The 22,262-nt window shown below is 42.2% G+C and carries 15 protein-coding genes; 6 read left to right on the plus strand and 9 right to left on the minus strand.

All coding sequences use genetic code 11. The features are described 5' to 3' along the window. Positions 1 to 459 precede the first annotated feature (459 nt). The 6 genes from xseA (at position 460) to U5K35_RS03290 (ending at position 10,046) form a co-directional block, all read left to right on the plus strand. On the plus strand, positions 460 to 1,794 hold the full coding sequence (xseA, locus tag U5K35_RS03265) for an exodeoxyribonuclease VII large subunit (RefSeq protein WP_322570048.1): 1,335 nt from the start codon (positions 460 to 462) through the stop codon (positions 1,792 to 1,794). Between the two features lie 973 nt (positions 1,795 to 2,767). After that, entirely contained in the window at positions 2,768 to 4,189 is a 1,422-nt protein-coding gene (locus tag U5K35_RS03270) for a PAS domain S-box protein (protein ID WP_322570049.1), read from the plus strand. Between the two features lie 2,387 nt (positions 4,190 to 6,576). Continuing rightward, the gene (locus U5K35_RS03275) at positions 6,577 to 7,233 is read left to right on the plus strand and encodes a response regulator transcription factor (RefSeq protein ID WP_322570050.1); all 657 of its coding nucleotides are present in this window, start codon (positions 6,577 to 6,579) and stop codon (positions 7,231 to 7,233) included. A gap of 946 nt (positions 7,234 to 8,179) precedes the next feature. Next, the gene (locus U5K35_RS03280) at positions 8,180 to 8,737 is read left to right on the plus strand and encodes a YceI family protein (protein ID WP_322570051.1); all 558 of its coding nucleotides are present in this window, start codon (positions 8,180 to 8,182) and stop codon (positions 8,735 to 8,737) included. Between the two features lie 15 nt (positions 8,738 to 8,752). After that, positions 8,753 to 9,364 carry a YceI family protein gene (locus U5K35_RS03285; RefSeq protein WP_322570052.1) on the plus strand — a complete coding sequence of 204 codons (612 nt, stop codon included), beginning with the start codon at positions 8,753 to 8,755 and terminating at the stop codon, positions 9,362 to 9,364. A gap of 13 nt (positions 9,365 to 9,377) precedes the next feature. Beyond that, complete coding sequence (locus U5K35_RS03290; protein WP_322570053.1) at positions 9,378 to 10,046, plus strand: hypothetical protein; 669 nt, start codon at positions 9,378 to 9,380, stop codon at positions 10,044 to 10,046. A gap of 1,126 nt (positions 10,047 to 11,172) precedes the next feature. Here U5K35_RS03290 and U5K35_RS03295 read toward each other — a convergent pair. From U5K35_RS03295 to U5K35_RS03335, 9 genes are all read right to left on the minus strand, one after another. After that, entirely contained in the window at positions 11,173 to 12,051 is an 879-nt protein-coding gene (locus U5K35_RS03295) for a saccharopine dehydrogenase family protein (RefSeq protein ID WP_322570054.1), read from the minus strand. A 382-nt stretch (positions 12,052 to 12,433) separates the two neighbouring features. After that, positions 12,434 to 14,635 (minus strand): PAS domain S-box protein, encoded by a 2,202-nt coding sequence (locus U5K35_RS03300; protein ID WP_322570055.1) that lies wholly within the window; start codon positions 14,633 to 14,635, stop codon positions 12,434 to 12,436. Position 14,636: 1 nt separating this feature from the next. Then, entirely contained in the window at positions 14,637 to 15,077 is a 441-nt protein-coding gene (locus U5K35_RS03305; RefSeq protein ID WP_322570056.1) for a response regulator, read from the minus strand. Positions 15,078 to 15,092: 15 nt separating this feature from the next. Beyond that, a complete protein-coding gene (locus U5K35_RS03310; protein ID WP_322570057.1) occupies positions 15,093 to 16,307 on the minus strand; it encodes a sensor histidine kinase in 1,215 nt (404 codons plus the stop codon). Between the two features lie 4 nt (positions 16,308 to 16,311). After that, the gene (locus U5K35_RS03315; RefSeq protein WP_322570058.1) at positions 16,312 to 17,373 is read right to left on the minus strand and encodes a B12-binding domain-containing protein; all 1,062 of its coding nucleotides are present in this window, start codon (positions 17,371 to 17,373) and stop codon (positions 16,312 to 16,314) included. Then, on the minus strand, positions 17,374 to 17,673 hold the full coding sequence (locus U5K35_RS03320; protein WP_322570059.1) for an antibiotic biosynthesis monooxygenase: 300 nt from the start codon (positions 17,671 to 17,673) through the stop codon (positions 17,374 to 17,376). Between the two features lie 2,248 nt (positions 17,674 to 19,921). Further along, a complete protein-coding gene (locus tag U5K35_RS03325) occupies positions 19,922 to 21,271 on the minus strand; it encodes a sensor histidine kinase (protein WP_322570060.1) in 1,350 nt (449 codons plus the stop codon). 9 nt (positions 21,272 to 21,280) lie between these two features. Further along, on the minus strand, positions 21,281 to 21,691 hold the full coding sequence (locus tag U5K35_RS03330) for a response regulator (RefSeq protein WP_322570061.1): 411 nt from the start codon (positions 21,689 to 21,691) through the stop codon (positions 21,281 to 21,283). Positions 21,692 to 21,695: 4 nt separating this feature from the next. Further along, positions 21,696 to 22,196, minus strand: a complete 501-nt coding sequence (locus U5K35_RS03335; RefSeq protein ID WP_322570062.1) for a hypothetical protein — start codon at positions 22,194 to 22,196, stop codon at positions 21,696 to 21,698. Between the last annotated feature and the right edge of the window lie 66 nt (positions 22,197 to 22,262).

Below are 22,262 nucleotides of genomic sequence, written 5' to 3' on the forward strand. Positions count from 1 at the left end.
CCCTTTCGGAATCGATTTGGAACAGTTATAGATATCAGAAGCAGTCTCATTTATATGCATGCTGGTTGGCATCAAGAGGCTGTCCAAAAAGTATTTATGATCGAAGCTCGACTTAAATTATTTAATTTATTTTTAAATTTTTATGAAACATGCCCTTCGTGCTGCTTCGTGTCCTCGCGTCTTCGTGGCAAAAACCGCGATTTATTACCACGAAGTCTCAAAGTCACAAAGGTTCACGAAGTAAACGTAAATAATTAAAGCATCCATATTTCAAATACACCTTTTTGGACAGCCTCATCAACCAGGAAACCGAAAATTTATAGACATAGAATCTTTACATAACACCTCAACCCGGATCAATTCTATTTCTATTCCGCCATGAAATTTTGGTATTATGCAGACCGTTAGATTAACCGGCCCGGCACTGCAATCGACCATACGTTATTTGATCAGTATCCTATGAAAAACCAGATTCCATTCTCCTTCGATGTACCCACAGTTACAGAGATCACCGAAAAGATTAAAGGCCTGCTGGAGCAAAATTTCAGGGATATCTTAGTTGAAGGAGAGATCAGCAATGTAAATCAAAGCCGGAACGGACACTACTATTTTACGGTAAAGGATGATAGCGCTCAGCTTCCTTGTGTTATCTGGAGAAGTACTGCACAACGTATGGATGTGGACATCCGTGACGGACAGCAAGTTGTTCTGGGCGGAGATCTGCAGGTTTATGCTCCGCACGGCCGCTATCAAATGATCGTTTCCCTGGTGCAGCAGGCCGGAATCGGTAAGCTTCAGCAGAAATTTGAAGAGCTTAAGAAAAAGCTTGAACGTGAAGGCCTGTTCAGCGATGCCCACAAAAAACCGATACCGCCCTTTCCAATAAAAGTCGGCGTTATCACATCTTCCACGGGCGCCGCGTTTCACGATATTAAATCCACTTTTGAGCAGCGCTGGCCGGTTGCCACTCTCTATCTGCATCACGCAAGCGTTCAGGGTTTAAATGCGGCACCCGAACTGGTAAAAGCCATTGAGTGGTTCGGCAATCAACAGGAACCTGTAGATGTGCTTATTATCGGTCGGGGTGGCGGATCCCTGGAAGATCTCTGGCCATTTAATGAAGAGCCGGTTGCAAGAGCCATTTTCAACTGCCCGATACCCACCATAAGCGCCGTTGGCCACGAAGTGGACTTCAGCATTACCGATTTTGTTGCTGATGCCCGCGCCGCTACACCAACTCAGGCTGTGGTTATTGCAGCGCCGGATATTAATGAACTGCGCTACCTGGTTGATGACTACGCCGGAGATATGGAAACCGTTCTTCAGCAAAAGATTCAAACCTATCGCGAGTATGTATACAGACTCGCAAATTCCCATGCCCTGCTGGTTGTGCAGGAAAAGCTGAAATTTCAGAAAAATAGAGTGGATTCCCTGTTAGATCAGATGGACAGCCGGATAGATCGCGTAATTTCCGAAAGAAGATCTCGCTTACAGCAGCTCAGCTCAACCGTTGAATCGGCAAATCCGAGAGTGGTACTTCAAAAGTGGACGGAATCGGTTACTGTTCTATCAGAAAGACTGGACAACCGTTATAACCGGCAGCTTGCCGATAAAAAAACAAAACTCAACAAACTCATCTCCGGTTTAGCAGAAGTAAATCCAAAAGCGCCGTTGGAAAGAGGATTCACCCGGATCCTTCAGGATGGGAAATGGGTCCGGTCATCCAAAGAATTTGACAAGTCTGTGGATACCGATATTGAGTGGGCTGACGGAACCGCAAAACTTACGCCTTGAATTAAAGTGAGTTCGATATAAGAATTTAGATAAATTGTCTGAGGCTGTCCAAAAAGGTAGGGTACTTCGATAACCGCTTAAATCATTTAGCCCTATGTTTCAGACTCACCCTATTTCCCTCTCTAACTAATAGAGAGGGATTTGTCGTCTAAATGATTTAAGCTCGATTACTTTTACTTTTTAGACAGCCTCGCGGGGGGTGGTCACAACTCTTAGAGTGGAGTTAGAAGTTAAAAACTTTCATACAGGAATCGAATGTATTTAAAATTAGAGCTCTATGCTGATTACTTCAGCTAATGTTCATTATGCCTAAATTGACGGTCCCGGTTCGTTCTAATACGTAATACATGACAAAACAAATAGTTTAATATTTACACCAACGAACTTGCTTACCCCAACGGGGTAAAGTCAATAACATAGTGCAACGCGCTATGCCTAATGCATCGTCCACAATAAAAAAAGCCCTGTAAGGGCGTTAACCTGACAAAATTTTGAACATGCCACAATTACACTTCAATGCATACACACAGATCATGTTCAACACAAACACCATCAAAAAAATGAGTCTTTAAGATGAGTGCAGGAAGTTTTTAGAAAACTACGTAATCGATTTTGATGAGCGATGTGTGTGATATTAATCTGACAGGCCTGCGCCCTCTTTGGGGCTTACAGATGATTTGGTATGCTATCATCGCGCGCTGCACGATGTTACTGACCGGCGCTCCCTTGGAGCTGAATCATACTGTAACTCAGAACAATTATGATTATTCTATGTCTTTGATGGCAGATTAAACTCTGGAGCAAAAGGCTATTTTAAAGTAAAAACAAAACGATGCTGATAATTCATATCAATTAAAATAGAACCAAAATTAGACTAATTCAGACCATTTACTATTTTATTCAAAAGATCTCGACAGTTAAGGCGTCTACCATTGAACAAATTGCCTGAATAAAACAAGAGCATACCCAATTCATGAAAACACTTATAACCGGATATAATGAAGAAACAATACACATCCTGAAAAATGCTCTGGAGAGGAGAAACCACCATGTGATTGTAGGTGAACCCGACGAAAAGCTGCTCAATACCATTGAGGATGAAAATATCTCCCTGATTCTCATGAGTGATTTTTCTGAGAAAGGCCTTCGGCTTTGTCGTCTTGCCCGAGCCAGTGAACGCGGCAGGCACCGAACTATAATTGCCGTAATAAGCAAGGAGCAGATGGAACATCTACCCAGGCTGCTGGATGCAGAAGTAGATCAATATATAACCGAATCCCTTTTTGATGAACAGCGGCTGGATGTGCGCCTCGCCTTTGCCGAAAAGATGGCCCGGAACAAAGAAGAACAGTTTCTGATTGAGCAGAAGCTGCGCGAAAGTGAAGCCAGGGCGCGCAGCATTCTTCGAACCACGGTTGATGCAATCATTACAATAGACAGACACGCTCAAATAAGAACGTTTAATAAGGCCGCTGAGGATCTATTTCTGTTTAAAGCTTCTGAAGTGATTGGCAAAAATGTCAACATACTCATGCCTCAGCCCTATCGCAGAGAGCACGACGATTATATAAAAAACTACCATAACACGGGGCATAAAAAGATAATCGGCATCGGGAGGGAAGTTACCGGATTGAGAAAAGATGGAACCACATTCCCAATGTATCTGGCAGTGAGTGAAGTAAACGTGAACGGGCAGCGGCTTTACACCGGCATTGTTCGCGATATTACGGAGCAGCGCAGACTGGAACAGGAGGTTCTGCGAATCAGTGAACACGAACGTCACAGAATCGGACAAGATCTGCACGACGGACTGGGACAGATGCTAACAGGAATCAGCCTGATTAATCGAAATATCGCCGGTTCACTTAAAGATGAGAATCACGAGCTGGCTAACGAAGTGGCCGAGATCACAACGTTAGTAAAAGAGGCCGATGAGTATGCGCGCAGCCTCTCCAGGGGATTGATACCCGTCGAATTTGAAGGACAGGGACTGAAAGCCGCCCTGGAACGCATGATGAAAAATGCCGAAAAGCTTTTTAACATCACCTGCAAATTCGATGCGCCTGATAATATATACTTTGAAGATTCCACCAACCTCACGCACCTCTACCGAATTGTTCAGGAAGCAACCAGCAACGCCGTAAAACACGGCAATGCCTCGGAAGTGGATATCTCCATAAAAAATTACGATGAGCGGCTGGTGATAAAAATAGAAGATAACGGAACCGGTTTTGCTGATGACTGGGAAAAAGACCGGGGACTTGGCGTACGAATCATGCAGTTCAGATCGCGACTTATCGGTGCCAATCTGGAAATTGAAAACAGCGAAAAACTGGGTGGAGCCGCTATTATTATAACGATGTATCCCATTGGGGCTAGCTATTCCATCAAATAGTTGTGAGCAACTGTTCATAAGTATGGAGATTAAAAAAAGAATCTCAGTAGCCTGAGTTCGATTAATAATGCATCAATTTAGGCAATGAAAGTCCCGTTACGGGACGCCATATCCGTAGCCCAAGGTCACTGCGCAGCGGTGGCCTTGGGTTAAGCGAGCATGAACAATGGGAGCGCCGCAGGTGCGGTATATCCGTACCCTTGCAAGTCGAGCATACCATCAGGAGTTGAGATATTCACCTGACAAAAACCAAGCACCAGAGGTGCGTCATGTCCGTAGCCCATGGTCAGCGCAAAGCGTTGGCCATGGGGCAAAGGGCGAACCCGAACATGGAAGCACCGTAGGTGCGGAATATATGGGTCGATTTTACAATTGAGATTGAATTCAGAATTCGAACTATGCCGCACCTACGGTGCTCCTGTGAATATCGGCCTCTTTCTCTACCCCACAGATTCACCTCGTGAACCTGTGGGGCTACGGATATGCCGCCCCGAAACGGGGCTGGTTTCAAGCTTTGCTGAAATCTGATTCGTCCGTTTTATCTCACAATCCGAAGTAAACATCTTGTCGAAAGATTGATATCTATAATTATTTAATATAGAATCTGTCATCAGATTGTAATAATACAGGAAGCATCGTAGCTGTTACAAACTCTCCCTGGATCAGCGCAAAGCTGTGATCACGAAAAAATAATCCAGCGCAAAAAAGCACCAGAGGTGCGTCATGTCCGTAGCCCATGGTCAGCGCAAAGCGTTGGCCATGGGGCAAAAGGCGAACCCGAACATGGAAGCACCGTAGGTGCGGAATATATGGGTCGATTTTACAATTGAGATTGAATTCAGAATTCGAAATATGCCGCACCTACGGTGCTCCTGTGAATATCGGCCTCTTTCTCTACCCCACAGATTCACCTTGTGAACCTGTGGGGCTACGGATATGCCGCCCCGAAATGGGGCTGGTTTCATCCCTTAAAAGGTGAACGCCATTCATCTTTTGTACGCGCCAGCGAAATAGCATGGTTTGCATCAAAGCGTAGGTGACATTGCGGATCTAAATGTGATGGGTGCCGGATCGCTCAGGAGAGATCTCTCGATGCGTTCTCCGTCGATGGGCGGCTCTCTTAGTACCAGTGACAGATTGCAAGCAAAAACATTTTAAAGCTTCGAAATCCCCTCTCGAGAGGGGGATAGAATCACAAAACAACGCGAAGCGTTGGTTTTAGGGATGCACACAGGCGACGGCTTTTGAGGCCCTCCGACCCATCGGAGGGTGTGTTCGAGTAAAGCCGTGAAACGGAAAACCTGTTCTTCTCCAGATCAACGCAAGCAACACACCCCTCGCTAAACTCACCCGGCTTCGCCGTTTCGTTTACGCTTTTCCCCTCTCAAGCCACACTTGGTCCCGATTTTTCGGGGAGGGGAGTTCTACCCCGTATCCTCTTTTAAATAGTGTTGCCCCACTTTTGTAAATCTAAGCAGGAAACTTGCCCTGTAAGGGCAGAATGTGATTAGCCTCAGGTGCAGCGAAGCGAAACCTGGGGTATATAAGGCAACACCTATCACCCGCCGAACAGAGAGATTGGTTTGAAGCACATTACTGGATAGAGGCGGTCATTCATCGATTTTGTTCTTTACATTCAGACCAACGGATCAAGCTAACGAAAACGATTAATATTTTTGTTACTTAATGGATTTTTAGACTCGCTGCTGTGTTGTGCTCGCTACCGGTGACAGATTGGTTCGAACCCATCCCCCGTCCCCTTCCCTATGCCGCAAACGCACGGCACAAGTTGGTGTTTTTCTAATCCCGACTATTCGGGGGAAGGGGTGACTTTTTGCACAGTTTCTAAATCATACTCAAAAAAGTCCCTCTTTGTGAAAGTGAGTTCTGTCACCTCTGAAATAGTGTTGCACTGCTTCTACTATGTTATTTACTGCGCTAAAGCATCGAAGATCAAGAAAACTTCGAAGAGCAGGCTTTTGGACAAAATTAGTTGCTACCAGTGACAGATTAGGAAAAGCTTCTAATTGCACATCAAACACCCTTCTCCGACAAAATATTGTCGGGATACACTGCATCGACAGTATCGACCGAAGTGGAGACACCTTCTTGGAATAGATGTATTGTCTGATACAATTTAATGACTTCGTATGATATGTTCTGAATAATGGATTGTTCTATCTACCCAACTCTGTGAAAAAAATAAAGGACCGGGCTTCGATTTACATCGAAATCTCTCTACTAAAGAACTATAATCTGTTTTGGTCAGTTATCTATCCAATCAACTTATTCTGCATTAGATGATAAAAATGCGAATCACATCCTTTTTTCTTAAACTCTGTCATAGCAAAACAGAAAAACCTATTGCCCGACATTTCTAAACAATTATGGGAGCCAGCAAAAGAATTTATATCGTCGACGACCATCCACTCATGCGAAAAGGTTTAGCCATGACGCTTGAGAAAGAAGTTGGCTTTGAGTTGATTGGTCAAGCCGAATCGGCTGAAGAAGCCCTGAATGAAATTCTGGATCTAAAACCGGATGCAGCCATTGTTGACATTTCACTGCCGGGAATGAATGGTATTGAACTGGTAAAAAATCTGCTCCATCAAATGCCGGAACTCAGGATACTAATTGTAAGCAGACACGATGAGGAGCTCTATGCAGAGCGCGCACTGCGAGCCGGGGCAAAGGGCTACCTGATGAAACTTGAAGCCGTGGATGTTCTGGTTCAGGCACTTCAGCAAATATTGAACGGTGGTATCTACCTGAGCAATAAGATTGGGAATAAACTGCTGATGAAGCTGGCGACAGGAAATAATGTGAAGAGTGATAATCCGCTGGATCAGCTAAGCGACCGTGAACTGGAAGTTTTTGAACTGACCGGCAAAGGACACTCAACAAAGGAGATTGGTGAAAAGCTTCATATATCGGTCAAAACAGTAGAGAGCCATCGTGCAAACATAAAAGACAAATTGCGCATAGATACGGCCAACGAGCTGATGCGCCACGCGGTACGCTGGGTTGAGGGAGCCTCCGGATAAAACCATTCTACTTACAATTAAACCGGCAAAGCCCGCGAGATATCAGCTTAAAACCCATACTTTTTTAAAAGTATAAGCTTTTTGGAGGGCATTTAGAGATGATCAATCTCCCCTGCCAGTGTTTTTCTGGCCCTGAATGCATTTCTCGGGGAGGGGTGTAAAGCTTCAAAATCAAAGCAAAGTCAATTCAAAACTCAGATAGTCATCCCCCAGCTCTCCTCCCGAAAGCTTTCGGGATCGGTTTCGCTTCCCCCCTTCAAAGGGGACTTTTTATCCCGAAATCACGTCAAAATTATACATGTACATTAAAGCCTACCCAATAGAACAAAGAAAAAAGCCCAAAGTATCTTAATACCGTTTATTCCTTTCATCCGATAGTATTTAAACGTTTAATACATGCATAAGACATTAAAAAACAGTATCCTATATTTCAGGCAATTGAAATGCATTAGGGGAATTTCCTATAGGCATAGGGGAAATCCCCAACCTACAATCAGATCTCAACCTCTTTTAAAACAGCGAACTCCTGCCGATATTAATAATATTATGTTGATTGAAAGAAAATCAACTAAAAAAACCAGTGATGTAGCACAAGATCTGTTGCACAATAAGGTGATAAACTGATCTATAGATCTGGCGCCGGTAAAAATGAAAATTTATACCTTTGCGGTTCTTACAACGTTTTTTGAGGTGACAACATTACATAAGAAGATATTGATATCACAAGATTGAAAATCAGTGGCGGTTGGCACATGGTTAAAAACGCACTTGCTAAGTTAGAATACATAACTCAATCATATGCCGGATTTGACAGAGTCATGTTTGAAGCAATAGTTAGCTTCTGAATAAACTTTTAATCTGCAGGTCATTCAGCACTGCGTATTATCTAATTCCCAGGAGATTACACATGTACTTTAAAAAACTTATCTCAACTATTTTTTTATTGATGTTCTTCGCAGGCTCACTGCTTGCACAGGACGTTACCCTGAATATTCAGGGGCAACCACAAATGCACATAGACGGTGAAGCCAACGTCCGAAACTGGGACGCTGCCGTTGAACAAGTTGAAGGAACACTTGTTATGGCCGAAGTTGAAGAGATGACGCTCGAAAATTTATCAGCAGACCTCTTTAAAGAGATGACCCTGACTATTCCGGTAAAGAGTATACAGGCCCGTTCAGGCGGATTGACGAAAAACATTCATAAATATTTGCACGCTGATGATCATCCAAATATTACGTTTACGCTGAATGAGGTAAATGGTATAAGCGTAGAAGGTGAATCAGCTATTATTACAGCATCCGGTATTATTAATGCCAATGGCGTTGACAGTGATGTTACCATACAGGTAACTGCTTCACTGAATGCCGATGGCTCAATTAATTTTCGGGGTGAACAAGAGTTATTGATGACCAGCTTTGAGATCGACCCGCCAACAGCCATATTCGGTACTGTTCGCGCAAGAGATGAAATGATCATCAGTTACAATGTGAATTTTAACTAAGTTTAAATCCATAACATGAACCTTCTTCAGGTATCCATACTATTTACTTTGTGGATTGCTGCTTTAGCAGTATCTGAAGGAGGTATTTACGCTCAAAACCGGTTCACCCCTGACGAAGAGGTGAGCCGGCTTTGGATTAAGGGAAGTTCGAATGTAAATACTTTTGACTGCATTGCCCATAAGTATGACGAGGAAGCAACGGTAAAGGATTCAACAAATTACAACAGCCCCGTGCAGGAGCAAGACCAAGAAGTTTCGGTTGAAGTTGTGTTTGATGTTGAAAGCTTTGATTGCGGGAAGAGGAAAATAAACAATGATATGAAAGATGCCCTGAAGGCAGATCAATATCCAAACATCCGTTTCGTTTATAAGAAAGCCGAATTAGATCCGAATCTACCCGATAACAACTTCATCATACACGGCGATCTTACACTAGCAGGAGTAACTAGAGAAATCAGTTTCATTGCAAAAAAAGACGTTTCAGAAAACGGGGAAATGAGAGTGCGTGGCAATATAAAGATATTCATGACCGACTACGGTATTGAGCCACCGACTGGGCTTTTCGGCCTAATAAAAGCAGATGATGAACTTACAGTTCACTTCGATCTAATCGCAAAACGTATTTGAGCATAACGTAATAATGCTGAAAATTTGGATCGAACAAATCAAGAACAAGCCGGATCACTACGGCGTGGATTACTGGAAGTACAATGTATCCGGTAACATATTGGAGCTGTATGTTCAAAAAGAGTATCTGGAACACGAACATGAGTACCGAAAAGCTGTGATCAGTATCGGGAAAGTACTACAGGCACTTCGTCATAAGCTAACCGATAAAGGCCACCAGTATCACATTCAAACATTTCCAAATCTGGACAATTCTGCTCTAATCGCTGCCGTCCGAATTTTGTCGAAGTCACCGGATAATAACAGTATCACCGGACCCGATTCCGACATTACAATTCAAGATGAAAAATTACTCCAAGTAAGCCTGGAAAGCTTTGCACGGGCAAATCAGCTAACATTACACGAAATTAAATCCTCGGATTTAAGTGATGTGGTCATTCCCGCGCCCGACAGCAATCTTAACTGGTTCGCACTTTGCGCAAATAACAACAACCCATTTATATGGCTTAGGGTAGGATATTGGCAAGAGTATATGAGTTGCCTTGAGACCCGCTTACAAACCGGACTCTTGGTTGTGACAGATACAACCATTTGCAGTAACCGGCTTATTTTATGTAGTTCGGTAAGCAACAGATTTGTTCAACTCTTACTCGGTATTCCCAAAGAAGTCACTGCTGGTTAGTTAACGTGAATTCTGGGTCGGGATAAAGATGCCTCAAATAATGCGATACGTCCAATCAATAGGAGGGTATGTTCGTGGGAGTCAAGGACTTGAAACGGCTGTGGATTATGATCAAAGTTCCAAAACACACCCCTCGGTGTAAAAATCAGTGTTCCACCGTTTTTACATCCTTTTCCCCTCTCGAGCCACACCTGGTCCCGATTTTTCGGGGAGGGGAGTTCTATCCTGTCACCTTTTAAATAGTGTTGCCCCACTTTTGTAAATCCAAGCAGGAAACTTGCCCTGTAAGGGCAGAATGTGATTAGCCTCAGGTGCAGCGAAGCGAAACCTGGGGTATATGAGGCAACACCTATCACCCGCCGAACAGAGAGATTGGTTTGAAGCACATTACTGGATAGAGGCGGTCATTCATCGATTTTGTTCTTTACATTCAGACCAACGGATCTAGCTAACGAAAACGATTAATATTTTTGACGCTTAATGGATCTTTAGACTCGCTGCTGTGCTCGCTATCAGTGAAAGATTAGGAAAAGCTTCTAATTGCGCATCAAACACCCCTCCCTCTCCTTCGCTAAAGCTTCAGAGAGTACTCCCCTCCCCGAGAAATGCACTCGGGGCCAGAAAAACACTGGCAGGGAAGATTTCTCTTCCAAATGACTTTCAACAACTCCATAGAACAATCCATATTTCATATATGCCACTGAAACACGGAAATTCCGTGCATTTCCGTGTTTCAGTGGCATAATTCTAACGCATTTGGGAAAAGAGGTTTACTTCCTGAGATTGTGTTTAGAACACTTTGAATCTACGGCTTATACTGAAATAGGTTGACTCCTTAAATTGTGTCAACCTAAATCAGGAAAAGATGCACTACTTTTCATCCCCCATTGCCCCCTTTCAAAGGGGGACACTCTTTAATAAAATGTTCTCTCGAACTCACGTTAACTATTACATGTAAGAGATTTCTGTCTTCTCAAATTGTAATATGAAGTCAGCACCGTATACGGCTGATGGCGTTTGATATCCGGGCTTAAAATTCCCAGACAGGCATTTCTTCACAATTTCGAAAGCTGTTTCCGACGTAAGCTGATAGCCCTCTTTTGTTTTGAGCAGAGCGGTGACAGACTCAGCTTTTGAATTCGATACTTGTCCCCACAAGCAAAGATTCACCTTCTGCCCTCTCCTTCTCGGTTGGACCCGGCTTTTTTTCATCGACTTTAGATTTCAAATAAGATTTTACCCTTTTGTTTTTTACAAGAGGTCCCAGCCGGTTCAGCCACTTCATCTTCTTAATATTTTTAGGAGGTACTGCCGCATAGACAACAATATTTCCAATTCCTGTTGATGTGTAAGCTGTGGAAATATCTCCCCAGGGAATGGAAACCACGTCTCTCCATTTATCTCCAAAACGAACTTTTCTGGTTAAGTAGGCAGCGGGTACCTTCTCAATTTCACCGCCACTTCGCACAGCTCCGCCGCTTCCCAGATTTTCAATCATCGTTTTTGCCGTCCCTCTCGAGAGTCCGCCTCCGAGCCCTGATATAGCCAGTTCCAGATGCGTGGCATCGGGCATTTTCCGGTGCAGCAGTGCGGCGAGGCAATCAGACGGCACAACATCAAATCCCACTCCCGACATCGCCATCAAGCCGTTCTTTTCGAACTGTTTCCCCAATTTCTTCAGAGATTCAAAAACCTCTATTTCACCGGTTATATCCAGATAGTGACAACCATTACGGAGACAAGCATCTGCCATCGGCTTCCAGGTGTGAACAAATGGACCCGCACAGTGCAGTACAACATCTGCATCCTGCAGCAGCTCATCCAATTCTTCAGGTTTATCCAGATCTGCCGATTTGCTTTCCAGATCGAGCCTATCAGATTGTTCACGCAGTTTTTTTTCGTTTCTCCCGCTCAGAATCACCTGATGTTCACCTGACGATGCAGCAAGCTCTGCTATTAAATTTCCCGTGTATCCGTAACTGCCGTAAACAACCCATTTTTTCATAACTCTTCCCATCCTGTTTTATAATCTAAAATCCGGTAATTACTCCGCAATAATTGTTTTACCAAAAAGCTAATGGTACCAATATATTAACGTAAGCTCTAGATAAGAATTCAGGAAAAGTGTCTGAGGCTGTCCAAAATGTGAATCAACACAGAACCAAGCTTAAATAATTTAGACTTTATATCCCTCTCTATTAGTTAGAGAGGGACATAGGGTGAGTCTGAAGGAGAAAACTAAATTATTTAAGCGCTATTTGAACTAACGTACCTTTTTTACAGCTTCACTTCTCATCTAGCCAAATTCAACGACTTTATATCGAACTCACGTAATGTTATCATAACTGTATGGCACTTCTTGAAATAAGAGACATACTAAGTCTTCATCATACAAAAGCACTGCCGGTGCCTTTTACTTCTTTCTTATTAAATACAAGTTCAAATACGGTGCCGTTACCCGTATCATAAAGCCTGTGCTCGCCCTCTAACTGTTCCGTTAAAATCTTAACAATATTTAAACCAAGGCTTCCTCCCCCTTTCCCACTTGATTCAATACCAACCCCGTCATCCTTCACTTTAATCGTTACTTCTTCTTTGTTTAGACTGATATCAATATCAATTTTTCCTTTATCCCGGCCAATATATGCATGTTTAAAAATATTGGTGAGGATCTCATTCAGTATCAATGCTGAAGGAATTGCCTGATTAATGTTTAGCTGAATGGGAGTTTTCTTAATATTAATCTCGATATTTCTATTTTCGCCGGCAACTGAATCAATTTTATGTACCAGCTGTTCTGCAACATCGGAAAATTGAAGGTTTGAAAAGCTGCCCGATCGATACAGTATTTCATGAATGGTAGCAATGGCTTGAATCCTTAAAATACTGTCATTCAGTTTATACTGTACATCCTTATTCTTCTCTTCAAACGCCTGAAGCTGAAGCATGCCTGAAACCACAGCAAGATTATTTTTCACCCTGTGATGGATTTCAGCAAGTAGTATATCCTTCTCCTTCAGGGATTCTTTAAGCTGTGTTTCACTCACTTTCTTTTCAGTAATATCAATTCCAACGCACTGTATTTCGGTGGGCTTCCCGGCGTTATCTGTCAGGCATACAAAATCCCACAGAGTGGTTTTTATCTTTCCACTTTTACCCGGTTTATCGATCTCAACCTGGTATACTTCATTGGGGTTTTTCATACACTGCTCCACAACCTGTCTCACACGGTCATGGTGATACTCCTTAATTGAAATCATACAGTGGGCTCCTTCAAGCTTATCCTTGTCATGAACCCATCCATACTCCTCCTTAAATTTGGGATTATAGTATGTATAGTATCCTTCCAGATCTGTTCGGATAATATAATTCGTCTGTGAATCGATAATACCCTGGAGCCGTGATTCACTTTTTTGAAGCTGGGATTTCGATTTTTTCTCACTTGTGATATCTCTGCCAATGGCAACCCAATGCGTGTAGTTTTCTTTCTCGTTAGAAACCGGAACCATAGAAATGTATATCCAAAATGGGGTGCCATTTTTTTTATAGTTAATAAGCTCTACACTAAAACTCTCCCAGTTATCCATTGCCCTGTAAAGGCGAGCAATTTCATTTGAATCCGTCTCTTCTCCATTTAAAATAGAAATAGACTCACCAATCATCTCCTCCTTGCTGTATCCCGTCATTTCCGTAAATGCTTCATTCACATAAACAATTCGCCTTATCGGATTGGTAGATTTTTTTGTTTCAGTTATAACAACAGATTCATTTGTATTTGTAATAACCGACTCGAGCAGTTTTAACCTCTCCTCTTCTTTTCGCTTTTCAGTTACATCATGAACAAGCGCCATTCTTACATTTTTACCATTATAATCTATTGTACTAGCGTGAATTTCAACCAATAGCTCTTCTCCGGATTTGGTAATATGCCGGTAATCTTTATCGTACTTCACATGGGTTAAATCCCTTGTCTCCTGAATCACCTTTTTTGACTCCTCTATTTCCTCAGGCGGTTTAATGTCCATCAATGTCATCGACAGAAACTCTTCCTTCGAATAGCCATATTGAGACACCGCCACCATATTTACATCCACAAACTTGTATGTATCCAATTCAAACAGCATCATCGGCTCCGGGCTTAACTCAAAAAGGTCACGATAGTTCTTTTCCGACTGCCTGATTTTTGAAGAAAATGCATTTCTCTCTATTCCGTATAAAATACTCTTCTTCAATAGCGTGGGCGAAAGATCATCCTTCAACAAGTAATCAGAAATACCTTTCGATAGTGAAAGCACGCTGAATTCAAGATCCGTATAGCCGGTTAATATAATTACAGGAGTATCTGCCGCAATCTTCAGCATTTCTTCTACCAGCGATTCTCCGCTTTTATCGGGCAAGGTCAAATCGAGCAGTACTGCATCAAATGTATTCGGTGAGCTCTTCAGTACTTTTTCAGCTTCAGAGAAACGAGAAGCATGTACAACTTCCAGCTGCTCAAACTCATCCAATAAAAACTCCTCAACAAGGACAAAGTCCCCCTCATTGTCTTCTACCACAAGTATGTTAAGTGGCTTTGTTGCCTTAACCATGCTATCTATTTTCTTTTTCAGTTGGCAATTTTACCAGATTAAACCAGAACTGTTCAATTTGCATCATCGCGTTTAAAAAAGCGTTCACTTCCATCGGTTTGGTAATGTAACAATTGGCGTGCTCTTTGTATGATTTTGTAATATCTATTTCAGATGAAGAGGTGGTGAGCATGATTACAGGAATATGTTTCAGGCCATCCGTTTGTTTGACGAATTGTAAGACCTCATGCCCGTTTTTGCGGGGCAGATTAATATCCAATAGTATCAGATCGGGTTTTAAGGCATCCTTATATTCCTTTTCTTTTGTTAGATAGTGAATCGCTTTTTCCCCATCCCGGCAAACGCTGATGTCATTGGCTATTCTGCCTTCTTCAAGCGCCTCCTTGATGAGGACAACATCCCCTTCATTGTCCTCAACCAGTAAAATGTGTATTGATTTCATAACTATTCTATTATTCTATAATCGTTTCTTAATTGTAAACTTGAATGAACTTCCTTTTCCCTTTTCTGATACCACCCAAATTTTTCCGCCATGCTGCTCCACAATCTTTTTACAGATTGCCAATCCCATACCCGTACCGGATGTAGAATCATCATCTACTTTTCTAAACAAATTGAAAATAACTGAGTGATATTCAGGATCAATTCCTTTTCCATTATCAGCTACTGAAAAGAGCCACTCATTTGGTTTCTCTTCATATGATATGCGAATATCGAGTGATTCCTCCTCTTTTCTATACTTTATACTGTTTGAAATTAAATTATTAAAAAGCTGCTGCAGAGGTGTTTTCTGGCAAAAAATTTGAGGCATTTCCGTTTCCGGCCGGCTTATGCTGCCTCCAATTTCTTCGAGTTGTGAACGATATAACTTTTCAACTTTATCAAGGAGCTCATTCAGATCAGTCAGTTCAAACTCGTTGTTTTTTTTGCCAATTCGGGAATATTCCAGCAGGTCATTGATCAACTGATCCATTCGTTCCGCACCGTCAACGGCATAGTAAATATACTTTTTGGCCTTATCATCCAGCGAATCTCCATATTTCTGATCTAATCGATTCATAAAAGATTTTACCATTCGCAGAGGTTCTTTCAAATCGTGTGAGACTGAATAGGCAAAATGTTCGAACTCTTTGTTGCTATCCCGTAATTGTTTATTCAGCCTCAGTATTTCCTGATTCTGTTTAGCCAATTTACGCTGAGCGTTCATCAAATCATTATTCATTTGTGAAAGCTCATCATACATATCCAAAGGTGGGTTCTTACTGCTGTCATCGAATTTACTCAGCTTTTTTTCCGCACTTCGGATCAGGTTTTGCTGTTCATTGTTAATGAGCATCATCTCATTCAGCATCTTTTCCAGTACTTTGCTGCGTGATGCCGCAATAACCCAAACCTGTTCATTAAAGCTACCGGCAGTGAATTTCAGGGGTACTGACTCTTTTTCTTCTCTCTTCACATACATTTCAACATCAAAGGCGAACTCATTCTCTATAATTTCTTTCCAGAAGTCTGTTGCTTTTTTAATGCTCTCTTTATCAATGATATCGGCAAACATAACCGGAAGTCTGTTTTTTTTGATCAAGCCCAAATCATCAAACAGTACATCATTTATTTGCCCATCCCGGTTACAAACCAGATACAGGCCGTTCTTTATTTCCGTATTGGTTTTCATAGCGTCAGCTCACCATTGCGTTTGCTTTCGAAATGGCCTGGCGGGCATTGATTGCTGTGGCATCAGCGCCCACTTTTTCCGTAAGGTTTGGCACAATTCCAAAAGGATAGCCCCCGGCCATAATTTTCAGATCCTTGAATTCGGGCAGATCCCTCACATTTCTAATGATTGATTCCACTCTGCTGATGTGAATGGGCAGTGTTACGGAAATAGCCAGCAGGTTCGCATCATGCTCCCGCAGTGACTCTAACAGGTGTGCTTCAGGCATATTACTGCCCATGTAATAGGTATCCCATCCGTCCATTTCAAAAAAATCGGAAACCATTCGGATTCCGATTTCATGCAGTTCGCTGGCTACAGAACAGGCAATTAATTTCAGGCCGTTTTTTTCACCTGAAAATATTTGAGGATATAACCGCGACATAATCAACTGTGTAGCCGCAGTACAGTAGTGCTCGTGCGCCACGGTTATCTCATTTCTTTGCCACAGTGCCCCCACTTCATACTGGGTAGCCTGGAAGATATGCTCATAAATATCCACAACCGGTGTTCCCTTCTCTACAAGTTGGTCAATTATTTGAGCAGCCTGGTCTCTGTTACCACTAAGCAAAAAGTTTAAATACTGTAATGCTTCGTTACTAAGCGGTTGATCGGGAAGCAGGAATGATTCTTTTTCCGGTTCAAGTTTTTCCAGATGTTCCGCCCCGCTTTCCAGGAAGGAGATTGCCATCTTAGCCTCATCTGCCGAAAATTCTCCTGAAATTACGTCCCTGATATAACGGATATTTTCCACCAGGTCATCGATCGGAATATTCCGGGCTTCCAGCATATTATAAGCCCATTCCAGATAGTGATGAAACAGTTCAGGGCTATCGATCTGCAGGGCTTCAATCAGATAGTTGAGATGATATACAGCATCTTCGCGGCACTTTTCCCTTCCCTGTTCTCCATATTTTTTATCCAGCTCCGGATGGTGCTTAAAATGAAGCTCTGTAATTTTTACAGCCAGCTCATCTTTCTTTGACTGTAATTTCCGGATGAATAGTTCTTTTGGGTTGTTCATCATTCACGAGGTTACATTTTCGAAATACCGAAGCTTAAAACTGCGTTTTACCAGCTTCAAACCTTTGGGAATGCCCTGATGAGATGCGCTTTTATGATTTTTATGCCAATCGTGAAAATGATCTTCCGTTTCCCAGTGGGTAATCAGCCAAAATTCAGCCGGATTCTCTTTTGGCCTGAGAACATTCAATCCGATAAATCCTTCGGCGCTGTCAACCAGTTTGGGGCGATTTTTAAACGCTTCTTTAACGTCCTCTTCCATATTATTGCGAACTTCAAATTTACTGATTGCTGTAAAAGCCATAATACATCACTTCTCCTGATTAATTTAGTCTTAATTTACAAAGTAAGTTGCATGGTAGTCACTTACAAATTTCCCCAATCTATTCTATGTCAGTCAGTGAGATTGAATTCAATATTCTAATGATGCCACGCCTACAGCGTTAACATATTTTATGCATCCTCCCCACCCCACAGATTCACCTTGTGAACCTGTGGGGTTACGGATATTCCGCCCCGATGTGGGGCTGGTTCTAAGCTCTGCAAGAACCAAGCACCGGAGGTGCGCTATGTCCGTAGCCCATGGCCGGCGCAACGCGGTGGCCATGGGATAATGAATGAACCCGATCATAGAAGCACCAGCGGTGCGGAATATATGGGTCAATTTTATGATTGATATTGAATTCGGAATTCGAAACATGCCACGCCTACGGCGCTCTCTCAATTCGCACATTCTTAGACCCCAAGGAAATGCTATGCATTCCCATGGGGCTACGGATATGCCGCCCCGTATGCGGGGCTGGTTTTAAGCTATGCAAAATTCAAAGCCGTCTATTTTATCTAATTCAATCTGAACATTAAATAATAATGGCGCTGAATGATCGGTGACTTAAAAAGCCATGATGTAAATAGTCATCTGTCATACAAATATACAAGCGAAAACCTAAGCTAAATACAGAAGTCATCATTATGCATGGTTCTTAATACGAATTTGTTATAGTATAACTGGAAAGATAACTAAGCACCGGAGGTGCGCTATGTCCGTAGCCCATGGTCAGTGCAAAGCGGTGGCCATGGGATAATGAATGAACCCAACCATGGTAGCACCAGAGGTGCGGAATATATGGGTCAATTTTATGATTGAGATTGAATTCGGAATTCGAAACATGCCACGCCTACGGCGCTTTCTTGATTCGCGCATTCTTAGACCCCAAGGAAATGCTATGCATTCCCATGGGGCTACGGATATTCCGCCCCGTAGCGGGGCTGGGTTTAAGCTATGCAAAAATCAAGGCCATTCATTTCATTTAACAATCTGAACATTAAAAATAAATCGGTGAAATCGGTGGCTTAAAAAGCCAATGTAAATTCATCTATGAACACAAATATCAAGCGAGCACCGCAGATGCGAAATGTCATTATCCCTGGTTCTTGAATAGAATTTGTTAACTATACGCGACAAAAACCAAGCACCGGAGGTGCGCCATGTCCGTAGCCCATGGTCAGCGCAAAGCGGTGGCCATGGGATAATGAATGAACCCAATCATGGTAGCACCAGAGGTGCGGAATATATGGGTCAATTTTACGATTGAGATTGAATTCAAAATCCAAAACATGCCACACCTACGGCGCTTTCTTGATTCGCGCATTCTTAGACCCCACAGAAAATGCTATGCATTCCCTTGGGGCTACGGATATTCCGCCCCGTAGCGGGGCTGGGTTTAAGCTATGCGTAAACCAATGCCGTTTATTTCATTTAACAATCTGAACATTAAAGATAAATGGCGAAATTGGTAGCCTAAAAACCATTGTAAATTCATCTATGATCATCGAATATCAAGCGAGCACCTGCATGATGCGAAATGTCATTATCTCTGTTTTGAATAAATTTGCAACTATATGCGAAAGAAACCAAGCACCGGAGGTGCGCCATGTCCGTAGCCCATGGTCAGCGCAAAGCGGTGGCCATGGGATAATGAGCGAACCCAATCATGGTAGCACCGTAGGTGCGGAATATATGGGTCAATTTTATGATTGAGATTGAATTCGGAATCCAAAACATGCCACGCCTACGGCGCTTCTTTTGATTCGCGCATTCTTAGACCCCAAGGAAATGCTATGCATTCCCTTGGGGCTACGGATATTCCGCCCCGTAGCGGGGCTGGTTTTAAGCTATGCAATAAATCAAGTGCCATTTCATTATCATTTAACAATTTGAATCATTAAAAATAAAGATCGGTAAAAGCATCGGTGGTCATTATAGAAGCTATATGCTAAATTCATCTATGAATAAGCAAAAACCGAAGTGCCAAAGAGCACCAGAGGTGCGCCATGTCCGTAGCCCATGGTCAGTGCAAAGCGGTGGCCATGGGATAATGAATGAACCCAATCATGGTAGCACCGTAGGTGCGGTATATCTGGTTCAATTTTACGTGTGAGATGAAATTCAAAATCGAACGATGCCGCCCCGATGCGGGGCTGGTTTTAATTCAAGCAAAAACCACAATGTCGTGAAATTTGGTAAATCCAAACCTTCTCAGCTCGCCATCCTGCTATTTTTTTATTGTAAAATAAAATGTACTGCCTACTCCCGGCTCGGATTCTACCCAAATTTCACCGCCATGCTTTTCAACAATTTTTTTACAAATCGCAAGCCCCATACCTGTCCCTTGATATTCATTATTCGCGTGCAATCGTTTGAATAGCATAAAAATGCTATCAAAGTACTCTTTTTCAATTCCAATTCCATTGTCGCTAATAGAAAATCTCCAGTAGCTCTCCTCTTCCTCTGCTGCAATTTTAATAACCGGTTTATGATCTCCATCCTGATATTTGAGTGCATTTGAAATCAAATTCTTAAACAACATCTCAATAGCTATCGGGACTGCTTCAATTTGAGGTAATTTTTCGAACTGAATATTTATTTCAGAATCTTTAGCCCGATGAATTTCATTTTCCACCAGTTTGTTCAAGATCTCATTCAGATCAATAACTTCCAGTTTAGTGTGCACTCGCCCTATTCGCGAATACTCCAGCAAATCGTCAATCAGTTTGCTCATTCTTTCGGCACCGTCCACTGCAAAATAAATATATTTTTGGGCACGGCTGTCGAGATCTGCTTCATACTTACTTTTAAGCAGGTTCATAAATCCCTGAATCATTCGTAACGGTTCTTTAAGATCGTGAGAAGCGATATAGGCAAATTCTTCCAGCTCCTTATTTTTCTCTTCAAGTTGAACTAACGACTCCTCAAGGCTTTTCTGGTTCCTTAATAATTCGGCTTCGAGTTTGCTTCTTTTTTCAAAAGCCGATTCCAAACCTTTAAAAAGCCTTGGTATCAGAAGTACGGCTACCGCACACAGTAAAACTAAATTCGAAGAGACAGCGAACCAGCTTGCTAAATCATACTCCTGCGTAATCACCCCACCTCCGAGTTCATAGTAAATCATTATGCCAATCAGCACACACACAATGATGTTTATGTAAACACTCATAAGAGCCATTACTTCATCAAAAATCAGTACCGCAAATAACGTAACACCCAACAGGTATAATAGACCGGGGCCATAAGAACCAAGTGAATAAAGCAGCGCCAACGATACCATGTAAAGTGCTGAGCAGAAAATCAGCTTTCTGTAGAAAATTGAAATTCCCCGACTAAACGCTATGCTAAATAAGCACATAACCGCAATCAGGTCAACCGCCATAAGCAGGTATAGCTCTGTTGAATAGGCTACATAGATCCCTAAAAAGAGTGGGATTAAACCTAACGGGATCAGATAGAGTACAGATGCCGCAAAAAGATCATTTCTCCAATATTCCAGTGCTGTAGATTCTGCCTCCGGTACGGTACAATGCCGAATGACTGTTTCACGATATGTATGCCAAAGGTTTTTAATCAAATTTCTTTTTTATCTATCATCAGTAAACAGATGCTTTAAACTTTCATGCCCTTTAAGTTTTTCACAGATCTCCAGATTTAGTGGTTTTTCAATGAAGTCAATGACATGCTTAAAATTATTCGCAGTTATACGATCTGAGCTGTGTACTGAAGAGGTGACCATTACTATATAGACACCTTTGTCAAAATCAGAGCTTTCCAGCTTTTTTAAAAAATCCCATCCGCTCATCCCCGGCATATTGATATCCAGGAATATTACAATTTCTGAATCTTGATTCTTTTGATCCGCCAGGTCATTCAGCGCAGTCTCAGCTTTATAAAAACTTGTGATTTGATCAGAAAATCCGCTCTCCAGAACCATTAGCTCATGCAAAAACAATACCCCTGCATCGTCATCAACCAACATAACCTGAGGATTCATAATTTTAACTGTCTGATTTTTCAACTTCTTCTATTTCTGTGTTTAGTTTACGAATCATCTCATCCAATTCATTTGCTGCAATACTAATCTCATTTAACAGTTCACTCTTCTCTTTTTTAATAGATTTAAACTGATCATAATTTTTCATTACATCAATCAGGCCAAGCATCCGGGAAAGCGGGCCACGAAGTTCGTGCGACTGCACCCACGCAACTTCTCTCAGTATGCTGTTTTGCTCCTCAATATCCTTCAATACTCTTTCAAGGGTTTGATTTCTTTCTTGCAGCTCTTTGGTTTGTTCATCAACCTGTTTTTTTAAACTCTCTCCAAGTTTCAATTTCGAATAAAAGACATGTACAAAATATCCGGCCAGAAACAGTCCGAATAGAGTTAACAACCTAAACAAGTGCTGTTTCATAGAAAATGGCTCAACTGAAAATGAAATGGATGCAATGTCCGACTCTATTCCAAATTGCTCTGATTTTACTTCAAAGGTATAAGTCACCGGGATTTAAAGCAGTGAGATAGGCGGTGGTTCTGTTTCCTGTTGACTGCCATTCATCACTCAGAG

The sequence above is a fragment of the Rhodohalobacter sp. genome (assembly GCF_034521535.1).
Lineage (GTDB): Bacteria > Bacteroidota > Rhodothermia > Balneolales > Balneolaceae > Rhodohalobacter.